Genomic DNA, 20,555 nt, shown 5'->3' on the forward strand with positions numbered 1-20,555 from the left:
CCGTTTGACGTGATAATGCAGGTGGTGGCTATTAGCATCGCTGATGCACGAGGGGTGAGATGGACCTCAAGCAAATTCAGTACTTCATCGCGCTGTTCGAGGACGGCTCGGTTACGCGGGCGGCCAAGCGCCTGAATATCGTGCAGCCCGCGCTCAGCATGCAGATCGCGAAGCTCGAGGACGAACTGCATCAGCAACTCTTCGAGCGCGGCGCGCACGGCATGGCGCCGACCGCGGCGGGGCGGCTGATGTATCGCCTGTTTCTGCCGATCATGCGCGACCTCGCACACGCGCGGCAGCAGATCGTTCAGCGCGATGAAGTCGTGACGGGACACGTCGGCATCGGGCTGATTGCGTCCGTCACGGAGAGCGTGCTCGCGGATTCGCTCTCGCGCTTTCATGCGCAATATCCGGATGTCGAAGTCACGGTCGCCGACGGCTACAGCGCGACTTTCATCGACTGGGTGGCGGGCGGTCAGCTGGATGCCGCGATCATCAACAAGCCGCGCGCGCGTCTGTCGCTCGACTCCCGCGCGCTGCTCGACGAAGAGATGGTGCTCGCAACCAGCGCCGCGCACGGCCCCGATCTGCCGCACGCCATTGAACTCGCGCAACTGCCCGAACTGGAACTCGTGCTGCCGACCAAGCGCCACGGCCTGCGCGGCGTGCTCGACAGCGCCGCGCAGCATGAAGACGTGCTGCTCGCGCCGCGCTTCGAAATCGACGTGCTCTCGACCATCCTCAAGCTCGTCGAAAACACGCGCTTTGCGACGATCCTGCCGCGCATCGTGGTCGAGCGCGCGGCGCGGCATGGCACCTTGCGCGCGTGCCCGATTCTCGCGCCGCGCATCGTGCGGCATGTCGTCTGCGTGAGCCATCCGCGAAGGCCGTTGAGCGCGGCGGCCGAAGCGCTGATCGCGATCATCGGCGACGAGCTGCATCAAGCCTCGAATATTTCGTGTAACGAACCATCCCCTTCTTTGAAGGAACGCTCCGCATGAACGCATCACGCTGGATTGCCGGCGAATGGACCGGCACGCCTACGCTCGACAGCATCGATCCCGCCACGGGCGAGGCCATCGGCCAGTTCGCCGACGGCGGCGCGGATGAAGCCGATGCCGCCATCGCCGCCGCGCGCCATGGGTTCGATCGCACGACGTGGGCGCAGGATGCACGTCTGCGCCAGGACGTGCTGCTCGGCGCGGGCTCCGGCCATGCGTTTCTGTCGCCGACGCTCGTCGAGCATGGCGATCCGAAGGCGTTCTTCTGTCAGGACGAGATTTTCGGGCTGTTCGTCACGCTCGAAGTTTTTGAAATCGAGTAGGAAGTACTTGAGAAGGCCAACGATACGGTCTTCGGCCTGTCGGCCAGCGTGTGGACGCACGACGGCGCGCGCGCGTTGCGCACCGCGCGGGCGCTGCGCAACGGGACAGTGTGGATCAACGATCACAACTAGTGGTCTGCGTCAAACGGATTGCATCTTATTCAGCTTGGTGCGGGCACGCGTGACTTTCGCCAGAATGTCGGAAGCTTTAGCGGTCCAGATGAAGGGTTTTGGATCACCATTGTGCTTTTCAATGTACTGCTCGATCGTGCTGACCAACTCGGGTACCGAGCGAAAGGCTGACCGCCGTAGCTGGTTCTCGGACAGATCACGAAAGAAGCGTTCGACCATATTGAGCCAGGAAGCGCTGGTGGGCGTGAAATGCATGTGAAATCGTGGGTGCTTGGCCAGCCACGCCTTCACCTCGGGATGCTTATGAGTGGCGTAGTTGTCGGCAATCAAATGTAGTTCCTTACCCTTGGGGGTGCTGCGATCGATCTTGCGCAGGAAGCCCAGCCATTCTTGATGACGATGCTTCGTCTGGCACTGGCCAATGATGCTGCCATCGAGCGTGTTCATCGCGGCGAACAACGTCGTCACACCATTGCGCTTGTAATCGTGCGTCATCGTCTGACCTCGACCTCGCTTCATCGGCAAGCCAGGCTGGGTCCGGTCCAGAGCCTGAATCTGGGACTTCTCGTCACAACTGAACACCAGTGCGTGCTCAGGTGGATCGAGATAAAGGCCGACGATGTCCTCCAGCTTCTCGGCAAAGTGCTTGTCGTTCGAGACTTTGAAGGTTTCTATCCGATGCGGCTTGAGTCCATGCGCCTGCCAGATGCGCCTCACGCTCGCCTCGCTGACGCCGGCCACTGCCGCCATGCTGCGCGTACTCCAATGCGTCGCGTTATCGGGACGCTGCTGCATGGTCATCGCCACGATGGCCTTGACCTTGCGCGCAGAGATCTTCGGCTTGCGCCCGGGTCGCGTCTCGTCCCGCTCGATCCCCGCCACACCGTCCGCGATGAAGCGCGCTCGCCAGCGCGCCACCGTGCCTCGCCAGATACCCAACTGCACACCGATCTCTTTGTCTGTGTGGCCCAGTGCCGCGAGCAATATCATCTTGGCACGCTCGGCCAGTCGTACCGGAACCCTCCGCCCAGCCGCCCACGTTTCCAATTGTTTGCGCTGGCCTTCGCTCAGCTCAACTTTTGCCGCGATTCTCATGGGTTCTCCCTCATCACCTGGAAGGAGACTCGCAAATCGCGATTAAGTTGCATTATTTACGACGCACTACACTAGCTGTTCGCGGAAGCGGAAACGGAAACGGGCGGCTACCGGCAAAGCGGGCTCGGGCGTCTGCACGGTTACGACGCGCTCGTCGACTTCACCGAGATCAAGCACATCTGCATGCCGGCGGGCATCGTGGAAGGCGTGGCTCCGCTTCGTTGATGCGCCAAAGGCGCGTGCTAGCGTCCGCCGCTATGCGGCATCAACGCGGCAAGCCGGATCGCGACCGCCACCGCGCCGCCATCGGGCCAACCCACCGCATCGCCCGCCTACGCAATCAGCGCTTCTTCAGCCTGGACGACGCGCTCGGTGACTATCTGCTCGATCTCCGGCGACCCGTGCCTCCGCTCGATCCGGCGATCGATTTCGCATTAAAATCAGTGGCTTAGGTCGAGATGGGAGAGGCGGGATACGGCGGATTTTTTGCGAATCCCGGCCGACCCTCCGTCTCGCTCAAAATACCGGAAGCCGAATCAGCGCGCTGAAAACCTGGCGCTCTCGTTACAACGTAATGGCGGGAATGTTCTATGACGCCGACTTTTGGTCCCTTCTACTCTCTACCGATCCTTACTTTTTGAAGCGCGATCGATTACGCATGTGGGTGATGCTTTCACGGCACGCTCACAGCAACTACGGGAGTATCGAATGTCTAAGGCACCGTCCCCTGAAGTCGATATTAGAACACTGCGCAAAGTCATCATGGCTGCCTCGATTGGTAACTTTGTTGAATGGTTCGATTTCGCAGCGTATGGTTTCCTCGCAACTATCCTCACTAGCGAGTTTTTTCCGAACAGCGATCCATCCGCGGGCCTCCTGAAGACTTTCGCGGTGTTTGCAGTGGCTTTCGCATTTCGTCCGGTCGGTGGCATAGTGTTTGGCGTAATTGGAGATAGGATTGGGCGCAAACGCACGCTGGCGCTGACCATCTTGATGATGGCCGGGGCGACCACACTGATCGGCTTGCTGCCGACCTACGCCGCCATCGGTGCTCTCGCGCCGTTGTTGCTAACCGTGATTCGCTGCGTGCAGGGCTTTTCGGCCGGTGGTGAGTATGCTGGCGCCTGTGCCTACGTAATGGAGCACGCCCCGCAAAACAAACGCGGCTGGTACGGCAGCTTTGTTCCCGTGTCGACTTTTTCTTCATTTGCGATCGCGGCCGTCGTCGCTTATGCGCTTGATGCAACGCTTTCAGCCGATGCAATGAGCGCGTGGGGATGGCGCGTGCCGTTCCTCGCCTCCGCACCCATTGGGCTCATCGGGCTGTACCTGCGCATCAGTCTCAATGAAACACCCGCCTTCCGCGCTCTTGAAGGCGAGCACCAGGTGGCGCATGCGCCGTTGCGCGAAACGTTCCGTACGCAGGCGGGCGGCATTCTGAAGCTCGGTGCATTTATTTCAGTGACAGCATTGTCCTTCTATACCTTTACTACCTATTTCGCGACATATCTGCAGGTCGTAGGACACATGAGTCGCGCAACTTCGCTGCTGATCACCGTTGTGGCACTTTTGTTTGCTGCGGCCATTTGTCCGCTTGCCGGCCTGTATTCTGATTTCGCCGGGCGCCGCATGACATTATTCACCACGTGCGCGCTGTTGATTGTAATCGTCTATCCCTCGTTCTCGCTCGCGGGCTCGGGACAATTTCTGTCAGCACTGATCGGCGTGGCAATGCTCGCGACAGGCGCGGTGTTGTCGGGCGTGGTTACGGCTGCGTTGTTGTCGGAAGTGTTCCCAACCAGGATGCGCTATACCGGGTCGGCCATTACCTATAACCTCGCCTACACGATCTTCGGGGGCACCGCGCCGTTGGTCGCTACCTGGTTGATCGGCACGACCGGAAACAATCTGTCGCCCGCTTTGTATCTGATCGCCGTATCTTTCATGGGCCTGATCGGCGGGATGATGCTTCCAGAAACTTCACGAATGTCCTTGCAAGATGTGGGCACTGACAACGACCCAGCTATAGGCGAGATGCTCGGAGCGCAGCGACCGCTCAGGTAGCCCGGATCGTTCGAAGCTTTCCCGAGACTGCCGGCCGGCACGACGCGCGGCTTTGGCGTCGGCGAATTCCGCGAGGTCGGCCGCCTGATCCTCGAAGTGTTCGATGCGCTGCGCACAGCCATAGCGACCCCACACGCCAGAAGCCTATACGGAGCATCGAATGAGCAATCTGCATGAGAACAGCATCATCATCGACGGCCTGAACATTTCGAAATTCGACCGCTCGGTGTTCGAGGACATGAGGAAGGGCGGCATCACCGCGGCCAACTGTACGGTGTCGGTGTGGGAGAGCTTTACGAAGACCGTCGACAACATCTCGTTGATGAAGCAGCAGATCCGCGCAAACAGTGAGTTGCTGACGCTCGTGCGCACCACCGAAGACATCGCGCGTGCGAAGAAGGAAAACCGCACTGGGGTGATCCTGGGCTTCCAGAACGCGCATGCGTTCGAGGACAACCTCGGCTATATCGAAGCCTTCGCCGACATGGGCGTGCGCGTCGTGCAGCTTTGCTACAACACGCAGAACCTGGTCGGCACCGGTTGCTATGAGCGCGACGGTGGGCTGTCGGATTTCGGCCGCGAAGTGATTACCGAAATGAACCGCGTCGGGATCATGGTGGATCTGTCGCACGTTGGTGGCAATACGTCGTCGGAGGCCATTGCGTTCTCGAAGAAGCCGGTCTGCTATTCGCATTGCCTGCCGTCGGGTCTCAAGGAGCACCCGCGCAACAAGTCCGATGAACAGCTGAAGGAAATCGCCGAGGCCGGCGGCTTCATAGGCGTGACGATGTTCGCGCCGTTCCTCAAGCGCGGAATCGATGCGACGGTCGAGGACTACATCGAAGCCATCGACTATGTCGTCAACCTGGCCGGCGAAGATACGGTGGGCATCGGCACCGATTTCACGCAGGGCTACAGCGTCGACTTCTTCGACTGGCTCACGCACGACAAGGGCCGCTATCGCCGTCTGACGAACTTCGGCAAGGTCGTGAACCCGGAAGGCATCCGCACGATCGGCGAGTTCCCGAACCTCACCGCGGCCATGCAGCGCGCAGGCTGGAGCGAGACGCGCATCCGCAAGATCATGGGCGAAAACTGGGTGCGCGTGTTCCGCGATGTCTGGGGCGCATAAGCACCGAAGCCCGATCCTCATTCATCGAAACGCGACGGGCGCCGTGACGAGCGCCCGCGCGAACCGAAACTCACCCCTCGGAGCACCCTCGCGATGCAACCGCAACTGCCGATCGACGTCGATCCGAACACTGGCGTCTGGACCTCTGACGCACTGCCGATGCTGTACGTCCCGCGCCATTTCTTCACGAACAATCACCAGGCTGTCGAAGAGGCGCTCGGGCGTGATGCCTACGCGGAGATCCTCTACAAGGCGGGTTACAAGTCGGCCTATCACTGGTGCGACAAGGAAGCAAAGCAGCACGGCATCAGTGGCATAGCCGTATTCGAGCATTACGCGAAGCGTCTTTCGCAACGAGGATGGGGCATTTTCACGATCGTCGAAGTCGATCCGGTGAGCGCGCGTGCGCGCGTCGAACTCCGTCACTCATCCTTCGTGCTGGCGCAACCGGGCAAGCACGGCAAGCTTTGCTACATGTTCGCGGGCTGGTTCGCCGGCGCTATGGACTGGGTGAACGACACTACTGAAGCCGGCGAGGGCGCTCCGCGCTCGCAGTCGAAGGAAGTGCAATGCGCAGCGGAAGGCCACGACCACTGCGTGTTCGAAGTGTCGCCAGTCGCGCAATAAACCGTTTTCTCGCAATAAGCTGACCTGAGATGCTGAGAGACGGCGCCAGAGCGTAGGCCATTGCGTTGCCACGCACGCCGCTCGCTCAACATACGCAATCACCGATCCTGGCACGACGCCGATACCCACGTCGGTCCCGCCGATGCCCGGCCTTTCTGGCCTAAGATATTTCAAAGGAGCATCCGTGCGAGGGGCATCATGAAAGCACTTATCGTTGCTGCGACATTGGCGGCTGGCTGTTCCCTCGCCTACGCGCAGACTTACCCGCAGGGAGCGCTGGCTGACCAAAGCATGGGGGCCTATAGAGCGCAATTGGAAGCGCAGAAGCAACAGATCGAACTCCAGAACGAACAACTCCAATTACTGAAACAGCAGCGCGACCTGGATTTGCTGAGGCAGCAGCGCCAATTTGACTTTCTCAGACAGAAGCGCTAGATCGCTGTGAGGCGCGGCACCCGCCTCAAGATCCGGCTTGGCAACGGCCATTGCAGCACCGAACGCTCAGTCTGGGTGGCGCCACTGGAGGGCATCAGGCGTTGAAGTCCTATACGCAAGTGAAGCATTCCTGCTCGCACCAGCCGAACGTCGCGACCGACACCGTGTTCGAAGCGGGGAAGAACTGCTTGTCATATCGATCGAGGGCGGCGGGGCGGATCAGCGCGAATGTCCCCGCCGCAGATCGCTCACGCACGCGGCGACCGCTCACATGACGTGAATGAGATTAATGTAACCGCTTCTTTAGATCGCTCAGTTCGGCGTGAACCGAACTGACTGCTTTCTTGATCCCGGCATTGACATTCGCAGCGCGTTCGCACGCTTTTTCCGCGCTGTCGCCGATCCGCTCAAGATCGTCCACCCATTGGCGCATGCGATCCTGATCGTTCGAAGCCATCACTTTCTTTGCCGACGCGGATTGTTGATCTAGCTCATCAACGCACTCGACGAGGTCCTTGGGGAGGGTGGCGTCGGCATGACAGGTTTGCGAAGCCTGCTCGATGGATTGCTGCAGGTGCGTGAAACGTTTCTGGATTTCGCTGGCTTGCATCATAGTGACACTCCTTGGTGAAAGCGTGTCCGACACTCTAAAACGAGCCTGGCGCGATTGCGGTGTACTGCGTTGGCGCCCATCTTGCCGCCCCCGTGCGGTTGAGCCAGCCGGCATCGTGCAGCGGCGGCGCTCCGGAGCCGGTCGAAGGGTGGCAAGACTTTAGTATAGGCGTTGCCGCTGCTCGCGCAGGTACGGCGCCGAACGTCCGCTCCAAACGACGACTCGATCCGGCGAGCGTAGTGGCGGGGACCTTCAGGAATTGTCGCCGGGACATCCGGGTCATTGAATGGCGCAAACCGGTTCTGGACAAAATGATATGGGCCGAGAACCGCCGAGCGCTATCTGCCGTTGCGGAATCGGATGCGAGCGCCGGCTTGGCGTTGCTGAATGGCGTGCTGGACACCAGCGTCGAAGAAAGCGATCCCGGCTCCGGGTGGATACCGCGTATGGACTCCGGTGTTTATCCCGGTGCGCCAGTCGTGGGCGTGCAACTCGGCGTAATTCAGCGAATCTAGTGAGCGCGACGCCGGACGGCCACTCCTGTTATCTCAACCAAGATTACTATTACTATCACTGCACCTCTCTCAACCGGTATTGCCGGGCTCTTCAAAAGGAACTCAATCATGGATCGAAATGAAGTCACGAAGAAAATCGTCGCCGCGAAAGTTGCCGGCAAGCTGACGTGGGCCGAGATCGCCGCGAAGATCGGCAAGAGCAAGGAGTGGACGACCGCCGCGCTGCTCGGTCAGATGACGCTCGATGCGAAACAGGCCGGCGTCGCCCGCGAGTTGTTCGATCTGACCGACGAAGAAACCGCGTGGCTGCAAATCGTCCCGTACAAAGGTTCGCTGCCGACCGCGGTGCCGACCGACCCGATGATCTATCGCTGGTACGAGATCGTCAATGTGTACGGCACCACGATCAAGGAGTTGATCCACGAGGAGTTCGGCGACGGCATCATGAGCGCGATCGACTTTTCGATGGATATCCAGCGCGAGCCGAATGCGAATGGCGATCGGGTCCAGGTGGTGCTCAGCGGCAAATTCCTGCCCTACAAGTCGTACTGATAGCGTCATCCGGCCAGGGCAAGCGACACGCCCGGCGCGCCGCCCAACGCTGCGGCGCCGGCAGAACCTGCCGCACTGGCGCGGATACCGTCCCTCCGGTTCGACCGGGCGACTGGCGTATGCGCGTTTCAGGAACTGCTCATTGTTGAGCTTGAATGGCTTCGGTTGCGGGTAACGGTCATCCAAACGCCTTTGGCGGTCGCCCTCTGGCACGTGGCCTTCCGGCTTCGTCCACTGGTCGGCTATCTCTATCGGGCTGAAAATCGCCGCGATGCGTCTCTCCAGGGTTTCCTCAGTTTGCTCTTCGGTGTCGCGATCCGAAAAGACAATGCGTTCACTCGACTCATAGCCGTCCCAGCTCTCTCTGAATTCGACCGGCCCGCCGAAGCACTGAGCGAAATCAATCGCCATTGCTCTGCATCCCCTATCTGTTCTTTATCGAGCTTACTATGCGTTACTAGGCTATTGTTTTCGATTGCGATGTGGATCTACAACGGCTGCAAAATGCTGGTCACGCTCGATGTCGCTGAGCTGTTGATGGACGATGACGGTCTCTACTTCACCTGCCCCATGTGCCACCGAATAACCGTCTGTGAACTTCGCCCGGCGAACGTCCGCTGCACTTTTGCAACGAGCCGTTGACGTTTCGGCGCGCGGCGGTCCGCTTGGGGTCGCGCAGAGACGTTCGAGACGCCCAGCGTAGCGCGCTTAGCGTACGAAAAGTCCGTTTAGGTGATGAACCGCTGCCCCGCGATCGAAATCCCCCGCCTGGGGTTGCCGCCGATCCAGGTTGCGGGCGGGTGAGCTTAGGCTCAGAATGATCCACCGAGGGTGCCCGTCGCCGGGCGACCCGGCAACCGTCAGGGAGGTAAGTCATGCGTATTATGGTGAAGTTCTCGTTTTCCGCTGATGCCGGCAACTCCGCCATCCGCGCCGGCAAATTAGAAAAAGTCTTCCAACAGCTAACAGAGGATCTGAAGCCCGAAGCCGCTTATTTCCACGCCGAGAATGGCGACCGGGGCGGCTTCTTCATCGTGAACATGGCGGAATCATCGCAGATTGCCGATACCGCCGAGCGGCTCTTCTTTGGTTTGAACGCCAAGATCGAACTCGTGCCGGTCATGAATGCCGATGACCTGCGCAAAGGTCTGTCGGGCGTGCAGGAAACGATCCGCCGCTACGGCTGAGTCCCTCTGGACGATGACCTCGCCCTTGCCGGCCGCCGCGTCGTAGTCGCGCTCGAGCCATAAGCGGGCATAGAACCGGAACGGAGCCAGCTTCTGATGGTCGCCGCGCAAGATCGCGTCGGCCTCGACGATCTCGGGCACGACGTCGGGACCGTAGTTGAGGTTCATGGCGAAGACGCAGCGCGAGCGGTTGTCGGCAGTGCCGAACCGCTCGCGCACGGCCTCCTTCGCGCGTTCTAGGCGCTTCTCGAGCTGGCCGAGGATCTGCCGGCCGCGCTCCACCATCCCCCGCACCACGGCGATGCCGTCATAGCCCGATGCCGTCATAGCCGCGCCGATCGGCAAAGGCGGCCGTTTCGTAATCGGGGTACCGTCAAGATTCGGACGTTTACGTACGTCAACGGCGAAACTGTCAGATTTGGTCCTGAGACTTTGCAGCGAGGGTGTCAATTTACGTTGGAAATACCCTTAATCTGACGCGTTCCCCGCCGGGCTCTGACGTCCGGCTGAAGTACGCTTCAACTGGACGACACGCAGGATTATGAGTCAGCAGTCGGCTAAGTGCGGCCCTCCGGCCGCTGATCCGCGCAGCCATTCGAGCGTCCGCTCTGCTCCATCAACCGGCTTATGATCGAAGCCAGCGAATTATCCTTTTCCGCTGATCGACATCATTCGTACATCTTGAGCATCTCCGCCAGCGCTCCTTCGATTATCCTGTTCGACAGACTCGGGTCATTCACGGCGCGAGCGAGCGCTATTGAACCAACGCAGGTGCTGAACATCATCACCGCTTTAGCATGGGCGTCTTCTGTATCCGGCAAAGACTGTGCGAGCAAAGCGATGATCTCACTGACACGTTCGGTGAATGCCTCGCGGGTTGCTTCGGGCGCGCGCGGTACGTCGTTGACTAGCGCTGAAATTGGGCAACCTCTGCCGAGGTTGTTCCGATGGCTTTCCGACACATATGTGCTTATCGCGCGCTCAGGCGCCGTCTTGAGCCCGTCCTGAATATGCTCGATGTCCTGCAATGCCATGATGAAAGCCTCCGTCACGAGCGCATCGCGTGACTCGAAATGCTTGTAGAAGCCGCCGACGGTTAAGCCGGCTTCTTTCATGATGTCGCCGACACTGATTCCCTCAATGCCGCGCTCGCGCAAACGCCGTGCGGCGACCTGCACAATCCGCTGATGCGTGGCCAGTTTGTTAGCTTGTGAGTGCCCCATTTTCCAGTCTCAAAGATGCATTGTGCTACGAGTCAACCTGAGGCAATGCCGTTCGCCCGGCGCTCCCGCAGCAGCGGTTAGGTCTCGCCCGACGACCTCACAATTGCCGTCAGTTGCAAAGTCCTGGCAATGCGAAAACCGAGCTCCCGATACAGACGAACGGCGGAAACATTATTCGTGAACACATGAAGGAACGGTATTCTGTCGCGTTCCTGGATGGTTGCCGCCAGGTGCTCCATCAACAGTCGACCCAACCCTCGGCCGCGCCACTCGGGGTGCGTGCACACGGCGCTGATTTCGACGTACTTGCCGGCAGTCATTCGTTCGCCCGCCATCGCCACCAGCCGGCCGCTCTCCCTGACGCCAAAGAAGTGACCCAATTCGTTGGTCCGGGCGTTGAATGGTCCAGGCTCCGTCATTTCGGCGAGTCGGAGCATATCAGGTGTGTCGTCGACACCGAGTCGCACGATCCGCTCATCGGACGATACGGTGAACCTGTTGGCGGCAACCATCTGATTTGCAACAGCCTCGCGCACCACGTCGAAGCCGGGCGGCAAGTCCGGTTTGGCCGCCGTGAAGAATGAAAGGCGCTGTCCCGGCTGGAGCATTGCTGCAACTTGAGAGACGCTTTGCGCGGTGTAATTTTGCGCGGCCCCGAACGGCGCAAATTCCGGGCGATACCGGGCTCCGCCTTCGCAGCGCTCGATGAAGGCCGGAGGCGCTTCGCTCAGAGCGATCCATACGGGATTGGCGAGGTATTCCTCGGTCCCGATCTCACTGGCTGCATCAATGTGGGAGGACTGCATGACAAGCTCCTGTTTTGTTCGTCTTCTCTGCTGTGGAATCGCGGTCAGGCGAACCGTGCCGCGTGCTTCCTGATAAAAGCCTGGACCGTCATCGGCGGAGTACCGGTCAAATCCTCAATGAAGGAATTGGTGCCGGCGAAAACGCCTTCCTGGTAATCGACGGCAACCGACAGGAGATGCTGCGTGAAAGTGTCGCTGAATTTTGCATCCGTATTCAGGCGCTTTTTGAACAGATCGAGATTGACTGGTTGGTACGAGACCGTCCTACCCAACGCCTGGCTCATCTCCGCCGCAATCTCATGGTGATTCATCTCGACCGGCCCGTAGAGCGGATAGACCTTGCCCGCGTGCGACGCCGGATCGCGAAGGATCGCGGCAATCACCCGACCCTGATCCTCGGCTGCAATGGGCGCATGGCGCCCTTCGCCAAAGGGCAGACGCAGCATCCCGTCCTTTTTGACGGACGCGACTTGACCCGGGTAGGTCAACCATTGAGCGAAGAACGTGGGGCGCAGATGCGTGACCGACGTGCCGGCCCAGTCGAACACCTGTTCCGAGATCCAATGGTCTCGCGCGGCATGGCTTTTCGCTTCACGGCGAGCCGAAATCTGCGACATGTTCACAATCGATTCGATTCCGGTCTCACGGGCGGCCTGTGCAAACGAAGCGCTGGCCGCTATCCCACCAGCTTCGATCGGATAAACGAAATAGGCCGATGAGATGCCTTGAAGAGCGCGTGCGACGTCGTCGATGTCCGAGAGATCGCCAACCAGCACCTCGACGCCCTGTGCGCGCAGCCGCTCTGAGCGAGCGTCCTCGCGTCGCACCAGGGTTCGTACCTGTTCGCCTGCAGCTAAAAGGGCCGTTGTCGCTGCTCCGCCCGTGTCACCAGTCGCGCCTGCGATAAAAAATTTACGAAAAGCCATTTGAAAGCTCCGCTCGATTCGTTAATTGGGAGGGTGATGAACGTTTCAGTCACCGGATCTGAGCTGGAGTATAGTCATAATCCTGAACGACGATAGATCAGAATTCCGTACTAGTCTTTTGCGGAATGCCGTTCTCGAGGCGGGCGGCAAGTGGGTCACGCTGCGCTTGCGAACTCACGCTGCAAATGGAATCGAAAACCGCGTCCTTTCTGGACGACCGACCACCGGAGAATGCTCCTGCCATGATCGCCCACACGTTCGCCTCACCCCGCCATTCCACGCGCTATTGGGAGGCCGGGCCCGCCGAGGGGCCACTGATGATCTTCCTTCACGGCTGGCCCGGGCTCGGTCTGATGTGGCGCGCGCAGATCGAGGCTTTCGCGTCGGAGGGCTGGCGCTGCATTGCACCGGACATGCGCGGATACGGCGGCTCATCGACACCAGGCGCGCCCGATGCCTATGCAGTCAAAGAGATCGTTGACGATATGGTCGAGCTTCATGACCATCTGGGCGCAAGTCCGGCAATATGGGTCGGCCACGACCTCGGAAGCCCGGTGGCCGGGGCGCTCGCTGCGCATCACGCGAAGCGCAGCCGTGCGGTTGTGTTCGTCTCCGTTCCGTATATGCCCGAGAGCTTCGGGTTGCGCAGTCTGCTGCCCCTGGTCGATCGCACGCTCTATCCCGCCGACCAGTATCCGGACGGGCAATGGGACTACTACCGCTTCTATCTGACGCATTTCGATCAGACCGTTACTGACTTCAATGCCGACATAGCTGCGACACTGGCGGCGATCTATCGGTCTGGAGACCCGAAATCCGTGGACCGCATCTATCGCTCTGCGCTGGTCTCGCGCAATGGAGGCTGGTTCGGGTCGGCACGTCGCGCGCCGACGGTGGCGCCGGGACGCGGCGCTCTGGCCGTCGGCTGACTTCGACGCGCGATCTCAGGAATCTGTTCATAAGCATGCGGGCCCGACAATGCACGCCCCTTCAATCCGGCGACCGCGTTTCGCACGCCTTCCATCACGGCCGCAAATCCGTCGAGTTCGGCGCGCCGTTCCCACATCGCGATCAGCGCCTTCTCTTGCGGCGTCGTGCCTAGCAATGCGGCCTTCGCGGGATACGCGTCCTCGATGTAGCGCCAGATTGCAGGGACTTCGCCGATCGCCGTGCCGTCTTCGAGTACAAGCGTCGGAAGCTGTCGGCGAGGATTGATCGCGACGTACGCATCGGAGAAATGCTCTTTCGCCCCAAGGTCCACCGCTTTCGTCGGAATCTCAATGCCTTTCTCGGCAAGAAAAATGCGGACTCGACGAGCGTTGGGAGAAGCCTTGGATTCGTAAAGCGTGAGATCGGTATTCATGTACTGGTCCAGTTCGATGAGAAGAGTTGACTCGCCCGCGAAGCAGTCGCTACGCAGGCGAGCATGTCAGGTCGCTTTAGCCTGCCGTCTTGCCGCCGTCGACCGTCAGGATCTGACCGGTGACGAACGCGGCGCCGTCGGCAGCGAGATAGAGCACCGCTGTGGCGATGTCGTCGGGCTTGCCGATGCGCGCGAGCGGCACCGTGGCGGCGAGCGCTGCCTTGTTTTCGGCGGTGCTGGTGAAGCGGTCCAGCATTCCCGTGTCGGTCGGCCCCGGCGCGACTGCGTTGACGCGAACACCCGTCGATGCAACTTCAAGCGCGGCCGATTTCGTGATGCCTTCGACGGCGTGCTTGCTGCCTGCATAGACCGATGCAAACGCAGCGCCTTCGTGACCGTAAGTCGACGAAATGTTGACGATGCTGCCGGCCTTTTGCGCGGTCATCACGCGCAGTTCATGCTTGAGACTCAGCAGCGTTCCGAGGACGTTGGTGTCGAACGTGTCGGCATAACTGTCGGCGGTCTGCTCGAGGACGGGCCCAGGCCGACCTTCGGTGCCGGCGTTGTTGACGGCCACGTCCAGCCGGCCGTAGCGGGCGACGGTTTGATCCACGAGGTTGCGGACTTCGTCGCCGCCCCGGCTTGTTGCGATTCTCGAACGCCTCCATCAACACTTCAAGTACCTAGAGGAACAGATCGGTGAGATTGACCAGGAGCTCGCACGTCAGCTCGCTGAGGACGAAGTTGGACAGCGCCTGATGAGCATCCCGGGAGTCGGCCCAGTCACCGCAAGCGCCTTGGCCGCAAAAATGGGCGACGCAAAGCAGTACGGACGCAGTCGCGATTTTGCGGCATCGGTTGGGCTCGTTCCCCGGCAATACAGCACGGGCGGCAAGACCAATCTTCTCGGGATCAGCCGACGTGGCGACAAAAATGTCAGGCGCCTGCTCGTCCTGTGCGCCCGAGCCTACATGCGATTTGCGACGACTTGAAAATTGATGACGTGAACGGCACACCGGCCTGACGAAGAACCTGAGCGTCAAAGAGGCTTTTCGAAGCCGATCCACTGTTAAGGATCATCAGGCGCGAATCTCATCGTGGCGCGGGGAGCAATCCCCACAACGACGCCGAATAGCTTTAGGCAAGCCAAACTCGCCATCGAAAATCAGGGTTGCAAAAACGGGGTGGACCATAGATTTGGCACATTGATGCCGTTCGGTCCCGGGGGCCCTCAATCGTGCCCGTTTCCCCGAAGGGAGGCGGGCGTCCATTCCATCTCGGTCGACAACAGCCGACGCCATCCGACCATTAGGAACGAATGGGCCCAAGCCTTTCATCGGGCACTAAAGGGAATGGCACTTACTTAAGCCTACATGGAGGAGAAGACGCGGGTAAGTGCTTGAAGAGAAAGGGAGGGGGCTGATCCAGGGATTGATACGATGGTTGTTACCAGGCAAACACCGTCTCATTCCAAAGATCAGCCCCCATGGATCGTAATGCACGAAGTCATCACAGGCAAACACGAAGCAGGGTTCAAAGCCGGGCGTGCAGGGCCCAGGCGGTAGACTACTTCAACATACTGACGAGCCCGGGGCTGTTGGGCATAACGGAAGCGTATTTGCCAGAACATCGGGAACGGCTGTATCCGCCGACGGTGACACTGTCGATGTTCATGCGCCAGGCGCTGGAAGAGGACGCCTCCTGTCAGAAGGCAGTCAACGGGTGGGCGGCGCAGCGAGCTGCCGACGGGCTGCGGCCCATGAGTGTGCGTACGGGAGGCTACTGCCGCGCTCGCCAGAGACTGCCGCTGACGATGGTGCGGGAGTTGGCGCGCGAGACGGGGCGCCAACTGCATGAGCAGGCCGAGGCTGCCTGGAAGTGGCGCGGGCGCCCGGTCAAGCTGGTTGACGGCACCGGGATCTCGATGCCCGATACGCCGTCGAACCAGGCCCGTTTCCCGCAGTCCAGTGCTCAGGCCGAAGGAGTGGGCTTTCCATTGGCCTATCTGGTTGCGGTGATCTGTCTGGCAAGCGGCGCAGTACTGGAGTCGGCGGTCGGAACTTACGCGGGCAAAGGCAGCGGGGAGCTGACGGCGTTTCGCATGCTGCAAGGCACGTTTCGCAAAGGTGACGTGATCGTCGCCGATGCCTTGTACTGCCACTACTTTCTGATGGCCTCAATGATCGCCGCCGGGGTGGACGTCGTGATGGAACAGCATGGGGCACGCCGCACCGACTTTCGGCGAGGCCGGTCCCTGGGCACGCGCGATCACATTGTGACGTGGCCCAAACCCCGGCAGCGTCCTGACTGGATGACGCATGAGCAGTACCAGGCCTTCCCCGATGAGCTGATGGTGCGCGAGTCCAGGCTGCATCACCGGGTGCTGGTCACCACGATGCTTGATGCACGCAAGACCAGCAAACAGGACCTCTCGCAGTTGTACGCCAGGCGCTGGAACGTGGAACTGGATCTACGTAACATCAAGACGACGATGGGCATGGATGTGCTGCATTGCCAGACTGCCCACATGAACGAAAAGGAGATCTGGGTCCATCTGCTGGCCTACAACGTGATTCGGCTGCTGATGGCTCAGGCCGCCAGTCACCATGCCACTGACCCGAGAACACTGAGTTTCAAACACACGGTGCAGTTATGGACTGAATGGCTGGCCAGAGGTCTGACGGCAACTCACAACCAGAGTCTCCTGTTCAACCTGATCACGCACTCTTGCGTTGGGAGTCGCCCCGGTCGCATCGAACCACGAATGCGCAAACGAAGACCGAAGTCCTACCCATGGCTGAAAGAGCCTCGTCACATCGCACGTGAGCGCGTCCAAAAATATGGGCACGCTCCACGGGCTTAAGTAAGTGCCATTCGCACTAAAGGCTGATCTCCTTACGGTAGGCGCTCGTGTATCTTGTATGCCCCTTGAAGCATCCCTGGCAAGATCCCTCTTGGGCTCGCATCACGAATGACAGCCTGAGTTTGTCGTCAAGCCGTCACTAGGCCATCCTCGAACGATTCGATAAGATCGGCGGGGACGACACGATAGACCGCAGCTCAGGGACCGGCTCGGACAGTGCTTTAAGATCCGGCGCAGGTCGCCGCAGCGCGTCGTCCGTAGCAAATGCCGCTTCGAGCGCCTCCGAAATGTCCAGCAACCGCCCATCTCCACGCGCTGGGCCGACCAACTGCACACCAAACGGCATGCCGGCATGATCGACCCCGCACGGCAGCGACAACGCCGGATTGGTCATCAGCGAAACGAGGTAAGTCAGTCCCAGCCAGCGATAGTACGTATCGAGCGGCTTGCCATTGATCGCTTCGAGATGCCATTGGGACCACGGAAATGGCGTGACGGACACCGTCGGCGAAACGATCACGTCATAGTGCTGCACGAGCGACTGGAAGCGTCGATACAGCGTCGTTTGCATCTTGTGCGCCCAAACGGCGTCGCCGAGCGTCATCGATGCGCCCAGCTCGAAGTTCGCGCGCGTATTGGGTCCAAGCTGCGACGGATCGCGCTCATAGATTTCCGCGAACTGCGCAACGAAGTTCTGCGCGCGCACTACGTCGAAGCATCGGTCGATGCCGCTCATGTCGATGCATACCGGTTCGCACACCGCCACGTGCCGTGCGATCTTGTCGACCTTCGCGCGGAACGTCGCGCGGGATGCGTCGTCGAGCGCGCATACCCCGAAGTCATCGGTAAAGCCGATGCGCAGCCCCGACGCATCGATCGGACGGCGCTGCGCAAGCGCGGCCGAATCGACGTCGTAAGATAGCGGATCGCGCGCGTCGAAGCCAGCCTGCGCGGCAAGCAGCAACCGCACATCGCCGACGGTACGTGCCATCGGGCCGCTCACGGTAATCGGTGCCCACCCGAGTTCGCGCCGGTCGCCCGGCACGAGTCCCGGCGATGGCCGCAGTCCCACAATCCCGCAGACCGCGGCTGGAATGCGCAGCGATCCGCCCGTGTCCGAGCCGGTGCAGAGCGGGAGCATGCCGGTTGCGAGCGCTGCGGCCGATCCGCCCGACGACCCCCCCGCGTTCAGCAGCGGCGCAAAGGGGTTGCCCGTCGCGCCCCAGACGTCGTTGCGGGTGTTCGCACCCGCGCCCATTTCGGGCGTGTTGGTCTTGGTTGTCACGATGGCGCCCGCCGCCCGAATGCGTGCGACCATCCCGTTGTCCTCGTCCGGAACGTTTGCGCGGAAGAGCTTCGAGCCATACGTCGTAAGTACGCCGGCGGTCTCTTCCAGGTCTTTCACGCCGATGGGCACGCCATGCAGCGAGCCGAGCGGCTCGCCACGCATCACCGCCGCTTCCGCGCGACGCGCTTCGTCGCGCGCACGTTCGAAACACGTCGCCGCCATCGCGTTGACGGCAGGGTTAATCGCTTCGATGCGCGCGATGCACGCGTCAAGCAGTTCGACTGGCGAGATACTGCGATCGCCGATCAGTCGGCGCGCATCGACGGCGGAGAGAGAGACGAGAGAGTCGTGCGTCATGGGCATCAAGGAGGAATCGGATAAGAGCTCAAGCCGCCGCTGGCGAAGGCAAGGCCTGCTCGACACAGGCGATGATCGCATCGCGCGTGTTCTCGAGATGCGCGTACGTCTGCTCATGCACGGCGCGCATATCGCGGGCGCGGTAGGCGTCGAGGAGATCGGCATGCTCGCGGTTGTTGCTGTCGAGGATATCGCTTTTGACGTGCATCGAGAGGGACACGTAAGGCCGCGCGACCAGCGACAGCCCTTCAACCAGTTCAGAGAGACGCGTGCCGGCGGCGCTCGCCATCAGATGCTTGTGGAACTCCTCATTGAGGATTGCCCATCTCTCGGACGACAATGTCGCGCACATTTCATCATGCACCTTTTCGGCGGCGGCGAGGTCGCCATCGGTGGCATGCGTGCAGGCGCGTTGGGACAGCATCGGCTCGAGCACCATGCGCAGTTCGTAGATTTCGCTGACGTCCGCGGCCGTGAGCGCGCGCGTGACGACGCCCTTGTTGGGATCGATCGAGACCAGCCCTTCCGCGCGCAGGTCGCGGAACGCTTCGCGCACCGGCGTCGTACTGACGCTGAGGCGTTTGGCGATCTCTTCCTGCCGCAGCCGCGAGTTCGGTGGATACACGCCGCTGAGAATCTCGGCGCGCAACGTGCCGAGCACGTATTGCTGAATCGTACGAAAGGGCTGGCTCATGCTCGTCTCCGTGAGCGGTCGTTATCGTATGTTGCGCATTTCGTCGATCAAATGGTGACGGCGCGTCTTTCGAACTTCAGCATGCTTTCGATGCGCGCGGCAACGCGCAGCAGCTTCGCATCATCGCCGAAAGCGCCGACGATCTGGAAGCCGAGCGGCAGATTTGCATCGCTCCAGCCGGAAGGCACATTGACGGCGGGCGCCCCCATCAGGCTCCAAGGTGCGCAGAAACGGGCGTCGCCCGTATCGGCGTGTCCGTGGGGCGCTTCACCGCTGGCGGGCAAGGTCACGAGCGCGTCGCAGCCTTGCAGCAGCGCGGCAGACTGCGAGCGCACCTGCGCCTGCAACAGCAAGGCTTGCTGATAGCGCTCGAGCGGCATCGCCTGGCCTTCGGACAACAGCACGCGCATGTGTTCGCTCATCAGCGCGGGCGCGCGTGCGGCTACATCGCCGACGGCGCGATACGCCTCGACCGCGAGAATCGTCAGTGTCGCTTCGCGCATTTGCGGCAGGTCCGCGCCGTAGTCCAACTCGACGATGCGCGCGCCGCCTTCGCTCAGCGTCCGCAGCGATGCATCGAAGTTGGCGTGTTGATGCGGCGCGATGAGTTCGTCCCAATACGGCGTGCGAACGACGCCGAGCGTGAGCGCGGAGGTGCCGCGCGGAAAGTGATCGCGCCACGCCGCTTCGCTTTCGACCGCCTGAAGAGCGCCTTCGACGAACAATGCATGCGCGACGGCGACATCGTCGACGGATCGCCCGAAGAATCCGACGTGATCGAGCGACGCAGCCAGCGGATGCACGCCTTCGCCCGGCACCGCGCGATACGACGGCTTGTAGCCGACGATGCCGCAATACGCGGCCGGGCGAATGATCGATCCGACCGTCTGCGTGCCGATGGCGAGTGGCACGATGCCCGCTGCGACGGCCGCCGCCGATCCGCTCGACGAGCCGCCCGGCGTGTGCGCACGGTTCCACGGGTTGACGGTCGCAGCCGGTCCGCGCCAGGCGAATTCGGTCGTCGCGGTCTTGCCGAAGACCGTCCCGCCGAGCGCGCGGATCATCGACACGATGCGCGCGTCGCGCTCGGGCCGATGCCCGTCGTAAGCCGGCGAGCCGTAGCCCGTGGGCATGTCGGCGGTATCGGCGAGATCCTTGACTCCGATGGGCACGCCCACGAGCGCACGCGCCACGGCGCCGCGCACGGCGTACGTATCCGGCCGATGCACGAAGGCCCGAAGCCACGGCTCCAGCGCATCGGCGCGGGCCTGCGCGTCCAGCAGCGTCGCGCGCGCGGCGGCTTCGTCGTGACGATTAGCGAGCAGTGTCGTGAGCAATGATTGATCTGATCGATTCATC

General features: G+C 61.1%; 21 protein-coding genes and 3 pseudogenes. 13 read left to right on the plus strand and 11 right to left on the minus strand.

Features of this window, described 5'->3' with window-relative positions; all coding sequences use genetic code 11:
* Nucleotides 1-59 precede the first annotated feature (59 nt).
* The 3 genes and pseudogenes from OKW27_RS10490 to OKW27_RS10500 form a co-directional block, all read left to right on the plus strand.
* Entirely contained in the window at nt 60-1,001 is a 942-nt protein-coding gene (locus tag OKW27_RS10490; protein ID WP_187613161.1) for a LysR family transcriptional regulator, read from the plus strand.
* Complete coding sequence (locus OKW27_RS10495; RefSeq protein ID WP_429333424.1) at nt 998-1,324, plus strand: aldehyde dehydrogenase family protein; 327 nt, start codon at nt 998-1,000, stop codon at nt 1,322-1,324. Before OKW27_RS10490 ends, OKW27_RS10495 begins: the two co-directional genes overlap by 4 nt.
* Before the next feature lie 12 nt (nt 1,325-1,336).
* Nucleotides 1,337-1,456: pseudogene (locus OKW27_RS10500) on the plus strand (aldehyde dehydrogenase family protein); the annotation flags it as partial.
* Nucleotides 1,457-1,465: 9 nt separating this feature from the next.
* Here the strand turns inward: OKW27_RS10500 and OKW27_RS10505 are convergent.
* Nucleotides 1,466-2,551 carry an IS630 family transposase gene (locus OKW27_RS10505; RefSeq protein WP_429333246.1) on the minus strand — a complete coding sequence of 362 codons (1,086 nt, stop codon included), beginning with the start codon at nt 2,549-2,551 and terminating at the stop codon, nt 1,466-1,468.
* Between the two features lie 257 nt (nt 2,552-2,808).
* Here OKW27_RS10505 and OKW27_RS10510 point away from each other — a divergent pair, with 257 nt between their 5' ends.
* The 5 genes from OKW27_RS10510 to OKW27_RS10530 all read left to right on the plus strand — a co-directional run bounded on the left by OKW27_RS10510 (nt 2,809) and on the right by OKW27_RS10530 (nt 6,809).
* A complete protein-coding gene (locus OKW27_RS10510) occupies nt 2,809-3,003 on the plus strand; it encodes a hypothetical protein (protein ID WP_429334640.1) in 195 nt (64 codons plus the stop codon).
* A 256-nt stretch (nt 3,004-3,259) separates the two neighbouring features.
* On the plus strand, nt 3,260-4,615 hold the full coding sequence (locus tag OKW27_RS10515; RefSeq protein ID WP_187613164.1) for an MFS transporter: 1,356 nt from the start codon (nt 3,260-3,262) through the stop codon (nt 4,613-4,615).
* A 160-nt stretch (nt 4,616-4,775) separates the two neighbouring features.
* Nucleotides 4,776-5,747 carry a dipeptidase gene (locus OKW27_RS10520; protein ID WP_090807390.1) on the plus strand — a complete coding sequence of 324 codons (972 nt, stop codon included), beginning with the start codon at nt 4,776-4,778 and terminating at the stop codon, nt 5,745-5,747.
* A 93-nt stretch (nt 5,748-5,840) separates the two neighbouring features.
* The gene (locus tag OKW27_RS10525) at nt 5,841-6,374 is read left to right on the plus strand and encodes a DUF5943 domain-containing protein (RefSeq protein ID WP_090807388.1); all 534 of its coding nucleotides are present in this window, start codon (nt 5,841-5,843) and stop codon (nt 6,372-6,374) included.
* Between the two features lie 198 nt (nt 6,375-6,572).
* Nucleotides 6,573-6,809: a hypothetical protein gene (locus tag OKW27_RS10530; RefSeq protein ID WP_429333425.1), complete on the plus strand. Its 237-nt coding sequence runs from the start codon at nt 6,573-6,575 to the stop codon at nt 6,807-6,809.
* Nucleotides 6,810-7,095: 286 nt separating this feature from the next.
* Here the strand turns inward: OKW27_RS10530 and OKW27_RS10535 are convergent, their stop codons facing one another.
* Nucleotides 7,096-7,422 carry a hypothetical protein gene (locus OKW27_RS10535; protein WP_429333426.1) on the minus strand — a complete coding sequence of 109 codons (327 nt, stop codon included), beginning with the start codon at nt 7,420-7,422 and terminating at the stop codon, nt 7,096-7,098.
* Between the two features lie 623 nt (nt 7,423-8,045).
* Between OKW27_RS10535 and cynS the strand changes: the two genes are divergently transcribed.
* The gene (gene cynS / locus OKW27_RS10540) at nt 8,046-8,489 is read left to right on the plus strand and encodes a cyanase (protein ID WP_429333427.1); all 444 of its coding nucleotides are present in this window, start codon (nt 8,046-8,048) and stop codon (nt 8,487-8,489) included.
* A 192-nt stretch (nt 8,490-8,681) separates the two neighbouring features.
* Nucleotides 8,682-9,131 carry a hypothetical protein gene (locus OKW27_RS10545; RefSeq protein WP_429333428.1) on the plus strand — a complete coding sequence of 150 codons (450 nt, stop codon included), beginning with the start codon at nt 8,682-8,684 and terminating at the stop codon, nt 9,129-9,131.
* Nucleotides 9,132-9,538: 407 nt separating this feature from the next.
* Here the strand turns inward: OKW27_RS10545 and OKW27_RS10550 are convergent, their stop codons facing one another.
* From OKW27_RS10550 to OKW27_RS10565, 4 genes are all read right to left on the minus strand, one after another.
* Nucleotides 9,539-10,003 carry a hypothetical protein gene (locus OKW27_RS10550; RefSeq protein WP_429333429.1) on the minus strand — a complete coding sequence of 155 codons (465 nt, stop codon included), beginning with the start codon at nt 10,001-10,003 and terminating at the stop codon, nt 9,539-9,541.
* A 341-nt stretch (nt 10,004-10,344) separates the two neighbouring features.
* A complete protein-coding gene (locus OKW27_RS10555; protein WP_429333430.1) occupies nt 10,345-10,899 on the minus strand; it encodes a TetR/AcrR family transcriptional regulator in 555 nt (184 codons plus the stop codon).
* Between the two features lie 77 nt (nt 10,900-10,976).
* Nucleotides 10,977-11,705, minus strand: coding sequence for a GNAT family N-acetyltransferase (locus OKW27_RS10560; protein ID WP_429333431.1), 729 nt, complete (start codon nt 11,703-11,705; stop codon nt 10,977-10,979).
* A gap of 44 nt (nt 11,706-11,749) precedes the next feature.
* Nucleotides 11,750-12,631: an NmrA family NAD(P)-binding protein gene (locus tag OKW27_RS10565; RefSeq protein ID WP_429333432.1), complete on the minus strand. Its 882-nt coding sequence runs from the start codon at nt 12,629-12,631 to the stop codon at nt 11,750-11,752.
* A gap of 242 nt (nt 12,632-12,873) precedes the next feature.
* Between OKW27_RS10565 and OKW27_RS10570 the strand changes: the two genes are divergently transcribed.
* On the plus strand, nt 12,874-13,560 hold the full coding sequence (locus tag OKW27_RS10570; protein WP_429333433.1) for an alpha/beta fold hydrolase: 687 nt from the start codon (nt 12,874-12,876) through the stop codon (nt 13,558-13,560).
* Here the strand turns inward: OKW27_RS10570 and OKW27_RS10575 are convergent.
* Nucleotides 13,461-13,994 carry a glutathione S-transferase gene (locus OKW27_RS10575; RefSeq protein ID WP_429333434.1) on the minus strand — a complete coding sequence of 178 codons (534 nt, stop codon included), beginning with the start codon at nt 13,992-13,994 and terminating at the stop codon, nt 13,461-13,463. The genes OKW27_RS10570 and OKW27_RS10575 overlap by 100 nt on opposite strands.
* Before the next feature lie 76 nt (nt 13,995-14,070).
* Nucleotides 14,071-14,628: pseudogene (locus OKW27_RS10580) on the minus strand (SDR family NAD(P)-dependent oxidoreductase); the annotation flags it as partial.
* Between OKW27_RS10580 and OKW27_RS10585 the strand changes: the two are divergent.
* A pseudogene (locus OKW27_RS10585) lies at nt 14,627-14,971 on the plus strand (transposase); the annotation flags it as partial. The pseudogenes OKW27_RS10580 and OKW27_RS10585 sit on opposite strands and share 2 nt — an antisense overlap.
* Before the next feature lie 509 nt (nt 14,972-15,480).
* Nucleotides 15,481-16,857 carry an IS4 family transposase gene (locus OKW27_RS10590; protein ID WP_429333435.1) on the plus strand — a complete coding sequence of 459 codons (1,377 nt, stop codon included), beginning with the start codon at nt 15,481-15,483 and terminating at the stop codon, nt 16,855-16,857.
* 139 nt (nt 16,858-16,996) lie between these two features.
* Here the strand turns inward: OKW27_RS10590 and OKW27_RS10595 are convergent, their stop codons facing one another.
* The 3 genes from OKW27_RS10595 to OKW27_RS10605 are packed head-to-tail and all read right to left on the minus strand — an operon-like array spanning nt 16,997 to nt 20,554.
* On the minus strand, nt 16,997-18,502 hold the full coding sequence (locus tag OKW27_RS10595) for an amidase (protein WP_429333436.1): 1,506 nt from the start codon (nt 18,500-18,502) through the stop codon (nt 16,997-16,999).
* Between the two features lie 28 nt (nt 18,503-18,530).
* The gene (locus OKW27_RS10600; protein WP_429333437.1) at nt 18,531-19,196 is read right to left on the minus strand and encodes a GntR family transcriptional regulator; all 666 of its coding nucleotides are present in this window, start codon (nt 19,194-19,196) and stop codon (nt 18,531-18,533) included.
* A 47-nt stretch (nt 19,197-19,243) separates the two neighbouring features.
* Nucleotides 19,244-20,554 (minus strand): amidase, encoded by a 1,311-nt coding sequence (locus OKW27_RS10605; protein WP_429333438.1) that lies wholly within the window; start codon nt 20,552-20,554, stop codon nt 19,244-19,246.
* Between the last annotated feature and the right edge of the window lies 1 nt (nt 20,555).

This window comes from Paraburkholderia sp. 35.1 (genome assembly GCF_050436525.1).
GTDB classification, from domain to species: domain Bacteria; phylum Pseudomonadota; class Gammaproteobacteria; order Burkholderiales; family Burkholderiaceae; genus Paraburkholderia; species Paraburkholderia tuberum.

What these genes read in the sequence shown, in the direction of transcription:
- OKW27_RS10490 (WP_187613161.1), top strand. Translation starts at nt 60, where the DNA reads ATGGACCTCAAGCAAATTCAGTACTTCATCGCGCTGTTCGAGGACGGC.
- OKW27_RS10495 (WP_429333424.1), top strand. Translation starts at nt 998, where the DNA reads ATGAACGCATCACGCTGGATTGCCGGCGAATGGACCGGCACGCCTACG.
- OKW27_RS10505 (WP_429333246.1), bottom strand. Translation starts at nt 2,551, where the DNA reads ATGAGAATCGCGGCAAAAGTTGAGCTGAGCGAAGGCCAGCGCAAACAA.
- OKW27_RS10510 (WP_429334640.1), top strand. Translation starts at nt 2,809, where the DNA reads ATGCGGCATCAACGCGGCAAGCCGGATCGCGACCGCCACCGCGCCGCC.
- OKW27_RS10515 (WP_187613164.1), top strand. Translation starts at nt 3,260, where the DNA reads ATGTCTAAGGCACCGTCCCCTGAAGTCGATATTAGAACACTGCGCAAA.
- OKW27_RS10520 (WP_090807390.1), top strand. Translation starts at nt 4,776, where the DNA reads ATGAGCAATCTGCATGAGAACAGCATCATCATCGACGGCCTGAACATT.
- OKW27_RS10525 (WP_090807388.1), top strand. Translation starts at nt 5,841, where the DNA reads ATGCAACCGCAACTGCCGATCGACGTCGATCCGAACACTGGCGTCTGG.
- OKW27_RS10530 (WP_429333425.1), top strand. Translation starts at nt 6,573, where the DNA reads ATGAAAGCACTTATCGTTGCTGCGACATTGGCGGCTGGCTGTTCCCTC.
- OKW27_RS10535 (WP_429333426.1), bottom strand. Translation starts at nt 7,422, where the DNA reads ATGATGCAAGCCAGCGAAATCCAGAAACGTTTCACGCACCTGCAGCAA.
- cynS (WP_429333427.1), top strand. Translation starts at nt 8,046, where the DNA reads ATGGATCGAAATGAAGTCACGAAGAAAATCGTCGCCGCGAAAGTTGCC.
- OKW27_RS10550 (WP_429333429.1), bottom strand. Translation starts at nt 10,003, where the DNA reads ATGACGGCATCGGGCTATGACGGCATCGCCGTGGTGCGGGGGATGGTG.
- OKW27_RS10555 (WP_429333430.1), bottom strand. Translation starts at nt 10,899, where the DNA reads ATGGGGCACTCACAAGCTAACAAACTGGCCACGCATCAGCGGATTGTG.
- OKW27_RS10560 (WP_429333431.1), bottom strand. Translation starts at nt 11,705, where the DNA reads ATGCAGTCCTCCCACATTGATGCAGCCAGTGAGATCGGGACCGAGGAA.
- OKW27_RS10565 (WP_429333432.1), bottom strand. Translation starts at nt 12,631, where the DNA reads ATGGCTTTTCGTAAATTTTTTATCGCAGGCGCGACTGGTGACACGGGC.
- OKW27_RS10570 (WP_429333433.1), top strand. Translation starts at nt 12,874, where the DNA reads ATGATCGCCCACACGTTCGCCTCACCCCGCCATTCCACGCGCTATTGG.
- OKW27_RS10575 (WP_429333434.1), bottom strand. Translation starts at nt 13,994, where the DNA reads ATGAATACCGATCTCACGCTTTACGAATCCAAGGCTTCTCCCAACGCT.
- OKW27_RS10590 (WP_429333435.1), top strand. Translation starts at nt 15,481, where the DNA reads ATGGATCGTAATGCACGAAGTCATCACAGGCAAACACGAAGCAGGGTT.
- OKW27_RS10595 (WP_429333436.1), bottom strand. Translation starts at nt 18,502, where the DNA reads ATGACGCACGACTCTCTCGTCTCTCTCTCCGCCGTCGATGCGCGCCGA.
- OKW27_RS10600 (WP_429333437.1), bottom strand. Translation starts at nt 19,196, where the DNA reads ATGAGCCAGCCCTTTCGTACGATTCAGCAATACGTGCTCGGCACGTTG.
- OKW27_RS10605 (WP_429333438.1), bottom strand. Translation starts at nt 20,554, where the DNA reads ATGAATCGATCAGATCAATCATTGCTCACGACACTGCTCGCTAATCGT.